The sequence below is a fragment of the Desulfothermus sp. genome, from assembly GCF_053993635.1.
This window is the reverse complement of record NZ_JBMYBT010000055.1, coordinates 1-9,520: the sequence shown is the minus strand read 5'-3', so window position 1 is coordinate 9,520 and position 9,520 is coordinate 1. Positions and strand designations below refer to the sequence as shown.

The window sequence follows — 9,520 nt, the reverse complement described above, 5'->3', positions numbered from 1 at the left end:
AGCTTATAAATTTTGAATTTAGCATACCCCTTCAACAATAGTCCATATCAACTCACCTCATTTTTAAAATTATGTTTATGCATGAATGGTTATCTCCATGCATATTTCCACTTGTTTTTAGAAAATTTTCCCTATATAAAAGCAAAAAAATTTATTAGAGGAGACCTAAGTATGAAAAAAGATTCAGATGTAGTAATTGTCTCAGCAGTGAGAACTGCTATTGGAAAATTTGGAGGTATATTTAAGGATTTTAGAGCTTCAAAACTTGCAAGTTATGTTTTAGATGAAGTAGTAAAAAGGGTTAATGTTGAAAAGCAAATGGTGGACGACGTAATTATGGGAGACTGCATACAACATCCAGCAGAAGCAAACACTGCTAGAACCGCCGCATTAATGGCCAACTTTCCAGTAGAAGTCCCAGCATGCACCATTCAAAGGCAATGCTCATCAGCAATGCAGGCCATTGAGTTGGGATATCTGAAGATCAAAAATGGCGATGCAGATATAGTGATTGGAGGCGGTGTTGAGTCCATGAGCAGTGCTTTTTATTATGTTGATGGTGCCAGATGGGGAATGAGACTCCAACATGGAGAATTTACTGATTCAATGTGGGAACTCCTACATTCTGGCAGCAGACTCCTTGGAGAGCCAATGATAATGGGACAAACAGCTGAAAATCTAGCAGAGATGTATAATATCTCTCGAGAAGAACAGGATGAAGTTGCTCTTAGGAGCCACAACAATGCAGAAAGGGCCATTAAAGAAGGAAAATTCAAAGACGAGATCGTTCCAATTGAATTTGAAAAAAAGGGAAAGAAATATACCTTAGATACAGACGAACACGTAAGATATGGCCTTAAAATAGAAGACCTAAAAAGACTTAAGCCAGTTTTCAAAAAAGATGGAACAGTTACAGCAGGAAATTCCTCTGGGCTAAATGATGGTGCTGCGGCAATTCTTCTTATGAGCAGAAAAAAAGCAAAAGAACTTGGGCTAAAACCACTTGCTAAAATCATTGGATTTCAGGTAGCTGGGGTTGATCCCAAAATAATGGGTTTTGGACCTGTTCCAGCTACAAAAAAACTCCTTGAAAAGACAAAGATCTCTCTATCTGATATTGGATTAATTGAGTTAAATGAGGCTTTTGCTGCACAATATCTTGCGTGCGAAAAAAACCTTGGTTTGAATAGAGAGATTGTAAATGTCAATGGTAGCGGAATTGGATTGGGACACCCTGTTGGTTGCACAGGAGCCAGGATTATGGTCTCCCTTATGTATGAAATGAAGAGGAGAAATGTAGAGATAGGACTTGCCACTCTGTGCGTCGGTGGTGGCATGGGGATGGCCACTATTATTGAGAATGAAGATTAAGAAGGTGTATTTATGTCATTAAAAAGATGGAAATTAATTGAGTCAAACAAGGACAGCTCCTATAGGGTATTTGACTTAAGGGTAGATAAGGCCGTCTCTCCAAGGACAAATAAACCCTATGAATTCTATGTACTTGAATCAGGACCATGGGTAAATATAATCCCTCTCACAAGTGACAATGATGTGGTGTTTATAAAACAATACAGACACGGAATAAGGGACTTTACCTTAGAAATCCCAGGTGGGATGGTTGAACCAGAAGATACACCTGAAGGTGCTGCTATAAGGGAACTTAAGGAAGAAACAGGATATATTACAGATAATGTGGAATTTCTGGGAAAAGTACATCCCAACCCTGCTATATTAAACAATGAATGTTACACATATCTGGCAAGAGATGTTAAAAATACATATAAACAACAGTTAGATGAAAAGGAAGATATAGAGGTTTTATTAATACCCCTAAAGCAAGTTACTGATTTAATACAAAAACAAAAAATTACCCATAGCCTTGTAATCTGTGCATTTACTTATCTTATATTAAAATACCCTCATCTCTTTAATCTATAACTACTTGAGCTAAAGGGATATTTTTATCAAGGGAGTAGAGATAGTTAAGGGCTCTGTAACCATCTACTCCCTTGATTTTTTGTAGATCCACATCATCATAGCTCCTTATTATTCTTAAAAACTCACCCAAAGTACATTTATCAAAATCTGCAGCTATTACAAATGCCTTTTTCTCATCTTCTACTGGGACAATAAACCCCAAGCTTTTAAGAGCGTCTATAAATTCCAATACAATAAATATTGGCAATTTAGTAACATTGGATAATTCTTCCAGAGTGACTACTCCATCTCCTTTTTTAAAAATTTTAATCATATAACATATGATTTTTAAAAATATAAATTCTTTTAGGGCTATATTAAAGCTTCCCAATTTCTCTCTAACATTAAATCGTCCATATTTTATTGATTTTAACTCATACGCTATAACAGCTCCAATAAGCAACATAAACCATGAGAAATATAACCATAACAACACCAGTAATACTTTTGCAAAACTACCATAGATTGCATTGTATTTTGGATTAAATGGTTGATAATTAATAAATATGTATCTGGATATTTCCCACAATAGAGTTGAAAAAAATGATCCCACTAAAATACTCCAGGTATCAATTTTTCCATTTGGAATGTAATAAAAAATTATAAAAATAGAAAACCATACCATCATAAAAGGTACAATTTTCAATAAAAATAGATATACATATGAAATTAAAGAATAGGATAAAAATTTTTTTATAAGGGGAATATTTATGAGTGAAGAAGAATAAGTAGCTATCACAATCATTAAAATTGGAAATAAAAGCGTAATTGAAAAATAGCTTGTTATTTTTTCCTTTAATGAACGATTTTTTGGGATCTCAAATATTGCGTTTAGGGTATCCTCAATAGTACCTATTAATGACACTACCACTGCAAGTAGTGTAACAACTCCTAATCCTCCTAGCTTCCCAGCATTTGTATTATTTATATAAGATAGTATATTGCTAACTACATCCTCTCTACCTGCGGTAACCTTTAATAAAAAATTATGGATAAATTCTGTGTGATGGAAACCAAGACCTTTAGAAATAGAAAAAGCAATGGCCAAAAAAGGCACAATTGAAAGCGTAGTTACATATGTTAGCGCCGCTGCCCTAACACCACATTTATTTTTTTGGATAGAAAGAATTATTGACTTCATGAACTCCTTAAAATTACAAACTATATTACGAAAATCAAATTCTTTTATAATAAATATCTTTTTTCTAAGATCCATACTTTGACTCCATAATTTTTTTGTCCTCTCACAAATGCTATCTTATATATTTTTACTCCAACTTTCAATAACTACCAAATATATTTAATTAAAATTTAAATATTGCTTTTTTGAAAAAAGTTTTTAATAATTCCTGCAAGTCCAGCAACTAATAATAATGGATTAGGAGGAATTGATGGCAAATTGTTTTCCATATCTGGTGGATAACACCCTCATGGAACAAATAAAAAACTTACCTACAGAAGAGCTTTTAGATTTTTGGGAAGAGACCCAGTTCTTAGATGATCAGTTCGACCAGGGAGAAGGTGCATCTCTTATGCTAAACCTTGAATATGAGAGGGCTGTACTCTTTGAATTGCAGATAAGAAAGTGGACAGGTAAACTCCCTCTGGATTTCTAAAAAAAGGGGACATTATGTCCCCTAAAAATTATCCTCTTCCAATTCCGTAATATTCAAATCCAAATTCTTTGACCAGTTTAGGATCATAGAGATTTCTTCCGTCAAAAATAACAGGATATTTCAATAGTTTTTTAATACGTGCAAAATCTGGATTTCTAAACTGATTCCACTCTGTGACAACCCCAAGACAGTCAGCGCCCTCAAGGGCAATGTATTCCCCATCTACTATCTCAACAAGGGGATTTTCTTTAAAATATTCCTTTGCCCTGTTACTGGCCTTTGGGTCAAAGGCCCTTATCCTCATCCCTTTTTCTGTCAAGTACTCAATTATAGTTATGGCTGAGGATTCCCTAATATCATCGGTATTGGCCTTAAATGCAAGTCCCCAGATAGCAATGGTCTTTCCTTTAACTCCACCTCTGTTAGAAAAAAATTTTTCCACCTTTTTGGCCAGTACCCTCTTTTGCTCTTCATTTACCAAATGCACTGAAGATAGAAGCTTTGGATCATATCCAATCTGCTTAGCAGTGTTGATTAATGCCTTTACATCTTTGGGAAAACAGGAGCCTCCATAGCCAACTCCTGGATATATAAAGTGATAGCCAATCCTGTGGTCAGCCCCAATCCCAAGCCTAACATCAGACACATCTGCACCAACTTGTTCACAAATATTCGCAATTTCATTTATAAAGGAAATTTTGGTTGCAAGCATGGCATTGGCTGCGTATTTTGTCATCTCAGCACTTCTAATACCCATTACAATTAGCTTTTCTCTGGAACGGGCAAAGGGAGCATACAGGGCCTTAAGTAATTCTGCGGTCCTTACATTATCAGTACCAACAATAATTCTATCTGGTTTCATGAAATCAGAAACTGCATCCCCTTCTTTTAAAAATTCAGGATTTGATACCACATCAAACTCAACATTTACTCCCCTTTTTTCTATTTCCTTTGAAATTATAGCCCTAACCCTATCTGCAGTACCAACTGGTACAGTAGATTTGTTTACAACTATTCTGTATTCATTGATATATCTACCTATATCCCGTGCTACCCCTTCCACATACCTCATGTCACAACTGCCATCTTCTTTTGGAGGGGTACCAACACATATAAAGATAAACAACCCTTTATCAATTCCTTCTTTAATCTGAGTTGTAAACTGAAGCCTTCCTTGTTTTAGATTTCTTTTAACCAGATCTTCCAGGCCAGGTTCAAAAATATGCACCTGGCCTTGCTTCAATTTATTAATAACATCTTCATTAATATCCACACAAATTACATTATTGCCTGTCTCAGCAAAACATGCAGCTGTAACCAGCCCAACGTAACCTGTTCCAACAATGCAAATATCCATAATTCAAGACTCCAATTTATGCTATCTTTTTTGCAAGTTCTGCAACCCTTTTCCCGAGTTTTTTCCCATTTTCCACGGATTTTTCATCAGGTGCCCCAACACAAGCAACACCATAGTGTCCAGTTGCACTCATGGGATCTCCAACAATTATCATTCCATAGATGAGCATTGCCTGTATAATAGACATCATTGTAGTCTCTTTTCCACCTGTTAAGTCTCCAGATGTAGCAAAAGCAGCACCTATTTTGTTTTCCATCTTTTTTCTAATAGATACAAATTCATCAAATACCCTCTTTAAATCACTAGCCATGACACCAAAATATACTGGAGAACCAGCAATTACACCGGCTGCATTTAAAAAGTCTTCTTTTGTTACCTCTTGTGTTGATCTTAAATTCGCCTTAACTCCATCAACCTCTTCCACACCCTTAGCAATAGCCTCTGCCAATTTTTTTGTGTTACCAGTTTTGGAATAATAAAGCACTAATATTTCCATAACAATAACCTCCTGTTTTATAACTTGCAAAAAAGCAAACAATTTTATACAAATTAATTGAATTTGTTATAAACTTAATTAATCTAAATAAAATAAATGTCAAATACATATCTTATCAATATAAACGGAAAAGATGCACCAAGCAAGCTAAAACACATCACAAAAACCCTTAACCTTTTTAAGGGTGAGGTCCTAGATATAAACCAGGCAGTAATATATAAGACATTGTCAGTGGAAATCTTAATCAAACTCCCGTCAAACATCCTAATAGACGACTTTTTTAAAGAAGTATTATATACCTGTCACAAATTAAATCTCCATGTAACCTTTGAAAAGATAGATTTTGATAAAAATTACCCACTAAATGACTCATTTAAAAAAAGATATATTATAACAGCACTTGCAAAAAACCTTACCTCAAACCATCTCCACTCACTTATAGACCTGATCCTTAAGGATGATGTGAATGTAATTTCCATTGAAAGATTATCTAAACCCAAATTAAATAGCGCTGAAAATGAGGGTGTTAGTTGTATAGAAATAACACTTGAGGGAAAAGGGCTTGATTTAGAAAAAATCAGGCGAGAATTTTTAATTCTATCACAAAAGGGAGATATTGACTTAGGGATACAGGAAGATACTCCCTATAGACGTCATAGAAGACTTATTGCCTTTGATATGGATTCTACTTTGATCCAAACAGAGGTTATTGACGAGCTTGCTAAGAGAAAAGGGGTATATGAAGAGGTCAAAAGAATTACAGAGAGGGCAATGCACGGAGAACTTGACTTTAAAGAGAGTCTAAAAAGGCGGGTTGCCCTGCTAAAAGGGTTAGAAGCATCAGTTCTTTTTGATGTAGCAAAAAATTTGCCCCTAACAGATGGAGCATTAAAACTAATTAAAAATCTAAAGATACTTGGCTATAAAATTGCGATAATTTCAGGTGGTTTTACATTTTTTGGAGAATACTTAAAGAAAAGATTGAACATAGATTATGTATTTGCAAATGAGCTTGAAATAAAAGACAATGTGTTAACAGGGAAGGTCGTAGGAGACATAATTGATGGTGAAAAAAAAGCTGAGATTTTAAAAAAGCTTGCCAGGATAGAAAACATATCCCTGGAGCAGGTAATAGCAGTTGGAGATGGCGCAAATGACCTTCCAATGTTAAATTTAGCAGGGCTTGGCATTGCTTTTAGAGCTAAACCAATTGTAAGGGAAGGGGCAAAACAGTCCTTAACAAACGTAGGCCTAGATGCAATACTGTACTTTCTGGGGATAAGGGATAGAGAGGTAGTAGCATAACTTACTTGGCTACCATTTTACTTGGTAAATAAAAAACAATCTCAGGATAAGCTGTTAGAATTACCACCATTAAAATCATAATTACAAAAAATGGGAATGTAGCCTTAAGTATCCTTCCTATTTCTTCATTGGATATACCCTGTATAACAAATAGACTAAAACCAACAGGTGGGGTTATTTGGGATAATTCCACCATTATAACTAAAAAGATACCAAACCAAAGGGGTTTAAATCCAGCCTGAGTCACTATAGGAAGCACAATTGGGAGAGTCATAACAACAATTGATATTCCATCAAGCAACATCCCCAAAAAAAGATACATAATCCCAAGCACAAAGATCAAGACATAGGGTGATAGATTTAGCTGTGCAATAAAATTACTAAGCGCCCTGGCTATTCCTGTAAATCCAACTACTTGAGACAAAAAAGCTGCACCGCAAATAATAAAACAGATCATACAGGTAGTTGTTACCGCACTGAGCAAGGATTCAACAAATATCTGTCTTGTTATATTTTTAAATAAAAAGGCCAATATATAAGCACCTATCACCCCAATTGCAGCTGCCTCTGTGGGTGTGGTAAAGCCCAAATATATGCCCCCAAGCACAATAAATATTAAAAAAAGTACTGGAAAAAGCTCCTTTGAGCTCTTGATCTTTTCTTTAAAGGTATAGCTCCTTTCATCGGATTCAGGCACCACAGAAGGGTTTGTCAGGGCCTTAAAAATTATAAATGTTGAATACATAGAGGCTAAAATAAGTCCTGGAATTATGCCTGCAATGAATAATTTCCCAATGGACGTATCTGATAAAACGCCATATATGATCATAATAAGGCTTGGTGGAATCAAAAAACCAAGGGTACCAGCTCCAGCCAAGGATCCCAATGCCAGATCCCTGTCATATCCACGCTTTGACAGCTCATCTAAGGTGATCTTGCCAACAGTAGCAGTTGTTGCAGCGCTGGAACCAGAGACCGCAGCAAAAAGAGAACAAGCAACAATGTTTATGTGGAGTAATTTTCCAGGTATCCGTGAAAACCAGGGTAAAAGACCATTTAAAAGCTTGGTTGAAATCGCAGTCCTATACAAGATCTCACCCATTAATACAAATAATGGAAGGGCAGTAAGGGACCACGAATCCATGCTGTTCCACACAGAATTTGCGATCAAGTTCCCAATTTTGCTCCAGATACAAATAGTTGGAGGAAGGTTAAAGTTGTATAATAACATTCCGCAAATTGCAGCGGCAATCAAGGAAAATCCTATCCATAGTCCAGATAGGAGGAACAAAAACATAATTCCAAACATCACAATGGATAGGATAAGTGGATCACTGATAATTTTTCATCCTCCTAATTATCATTGATATAAGTTGAATAGACAAAAGAAAAAATCCAATGGGGACTCCCATCTCTGGTATCCACAAAGGGGTCTCCAACATAGAATCCGCCCTCATATCTAAACTATAGGTCTCATATACCATTGAGACTGAATAGCAAAATACAAAAACTGAAATTCCAAATGCAAGTATCAATACAATCAAATCTACACCCTTTGCAACCATTTTATTTTTAATTCTAGAAGTAACAAGCGTTATTTTAATATGTTTTCCCTCTCTCAAGGTATATGCCAATCCCAAAAAAACAGAAAATACCATAAAATATGCACTAAATTCATCTGATATCATTGTAGAAGTCTTAAAAAGAGTACGCAATAAAATCTCCAGACATATCAAAAACACAATAAGCAACATAAAAACACCTGAAAGATATGCACCCACTTTTGATATAAAATCTATTACATTTAATATTTTTTTCATAGAATTATTAAAGGGGCCCTTTTAAGCCCCATATTTTTTATTTTACATATTTTTTCAAAATATCCTTTGCCCTACCCCTGGTTTTTGAGATAAATTCATCAATTATCTTTCTTGCAGCCCTATCCATTGCTTTATTTAGCTCTTTTGTAGGATTATATACCTTCATCCCATGTTGTTTTAGTATTTTTATTGATTCAATGTTTCTATTTTCAGAATTTTTCCACTGCATATCTTCTATTTCTCTTGCTGCCTTTAAAATAGCCTTTTGTTGTTCTTTAGATAACGACTTCCAGTAATCCAGATTCATTGTCATCATGTTTAAGGGAAATGCATAATTAATTTTAGCAAAACAATTTAATACCTCCCAAAATTTTCCATTTTTTGTTGATTCAGCACTGGTTAAAACAGAATCAATTACCCCTGTGCGTAAGGAAGAATAAACCTCACCCCATGGCATGGGTACAGGAGATGCTCCCAGTTCTTTTAAAAATCTGGCGCCATTTTTATCATATGTCCTGGTTTTTAATCCCCTTAAATCTGAAACAGTATGAATTTCCTTTTTAGTAACAAGACCACTTGGTGGCCATGGAGCTGCATACAAAAACTTTTGATTCCATTTAAGGGCTGCCCTTTTATATAAGGGCTTAAGATCTTCATATAACTCTCTTGCATCCTTATATGTCTTGACCAAGCGGGGAAGAGAGCTTACGCCAAATATATGTTCACTTCCAGCAACTACCCCCATTAATATATCGCTCATTGGCACCTGGGCGTCTTTAACAGCCTTTAAAAGTTCTGGGCCTTTGAATCCAAGGGCACCGCCAGGATGTACGCTTATAATAACTGTCCCTTTTGAGTACTTTTTGACCAATTTAGCAAATTCCATTGCCCCCTGGGTATGAAAACTAGTTGGCCCATAAATTGCGTTACAATCCAATTTCACCAC

The 9,520-nt window shown here is 35.5% G+C and carries 10 protein-coding genes; 4 read left to right on the top strand and 6 right to left on the bottom strand.

The window, feature by feature from the left end; translation table 11 throughout:
* Window positions 1-171: 171 nt before the first annotated feature.
* A complete protein-coding gene (locus tag ACY2V1_RS03890) occupies window positions 172-1,371 on the top strand; it encodes a thiolase family protein (protein WP_461833485.1) in 1,200 nt (399 codons plus the stop codon).
* 12 nt (window positions 1,372-1,383) lie between these two features.
* A complete protein-coding gene (locus ACY2V1_RS03885) occupies window positions 1,384-1,941 on the top strand; it encodes an NUDIX hydrolase (protein WP_461833484.1) in 558 nt (185 codons plus the stop codon).
* Here ACY2V1_RS03885 and ACY2V1_RS03880 read toward each other — a convergent pair.
* On the bottom strand, window positions 1,931-3,196 hold the full coding sequence (locus ACY2V1_RS03880) for a YihY/virulence factor BrkB family protein (protein WP_461833483.1): 1,266 nt from the start codon (window positions 3,194-3,196) through the stop codon (window positions 1,931-1,933). The genes ACY2V1_RS03885 and ACY2V1_RS03880 overlap by 11 nt on opposite strands.
* Window positions 3,197-3,371: 175 nt before the next feature.
* On the opposite strand from ACY2V1_RS03880, the gene ACY2V1_RS03875 reads away from it, so the two are divergent.
* Window positions 3,372-3,596, top strand: coding sequence for a hypothetical protein (locus ACY2V1_RS03875; RefSeq protein ID WP_461833482.1), 225 nt, complete (start codon window positions 3,372-3,374; stop codon window positions 3,594-3,596).
* 28 nt (window positions 3,597-3,624) lie between these two features.
* Here the strand turns inward: ACY2V1_RS03875 and ACY2V1_RS03870 are convergent, their stop codons facing one another.
* Complete coding sequence (locus ACY2V1_RS03870) at window positions 3,625-4,953, bottom strand: UDP-glucose dehydrogenase family protein (protein ID WP_461833481.1); 1,329 nt, start codon at window positions 4,951-4,953, stop codon at window positions 3,625-3,627.
* A gap of 16 nt (window positions 4,954-4,969) precedes the next feature.
* The gene (locus ACY2V1_RS03865; RefSeq protein WP_461833480.1) at window positions 4,970-5,449 is read right to left on the bottom strand and encodes a flavodoxin family protein; all 480 of its coding nucleotides are present in this window, start codon (window positions 5,447-5,449) and stop codon (window positions 4,970-4,972) included.
* A gap of 96 nt (window positions 5,450-5,545) precedes the next feature.
* Here ACY2V1_RS03865 and serB point away from each other — a divergent pair, with 96 nt between their 5' ends.
* A complete protein-coding gene (gene serB / locus ACY2V1_RS03860) occupies window positions 5,546-6,754 on the top strand; it encodes a phosphoserine phosphatase SerB (RefSeq protein WP_461833479.1) in 1,209 nt (402 codons plus the stop codon).
* Between the two features lies 1 nt (window position 6,755).
* Here serB and ACY2V1_RS03855 read toward each other — a convergent pair whose 3' ends face one another.
* The 3 genes from ACY2V1_RS03855 to ACY2V1_RS03845 all read right to left on the bottom strand — a co-directional run.
* A complete protein-coding gene (locus tag ACY2V1_RS03855) occupies window positions 6,756-8,096 on the bottom strand; it encodes a TRAP transporter large permease (RefSeq protein WP_461833486.1) in 1,341 nt (446 codons plus the stop codon).
* Window positions 8,086-8,574, bottom strand: coding sequence for a TRAP transporter small permease subunit (locus ACY2V1_RS03850; RefSeq protein ID WP_461833478.1), 489 nt, complete (start codon window positions 8,572-8,574; stop codon window positions 8,086-8,088). The genes ACY2V1_RS03855 and ACY2V1_RS03850 overlap by 11 nt, the downstream gene beginning before the upstream one ends.
* Before the next feature lie 37 nt (window positions 8,575-8,611).
* On the bottom strand, window positions 8,612-9,520 hold a 909-nt coding region (locus ACY2V1_RS03845; protein ID WP_461833477.1), incomplete at its 5' end, for a TRAP transporter substrate-binding protein.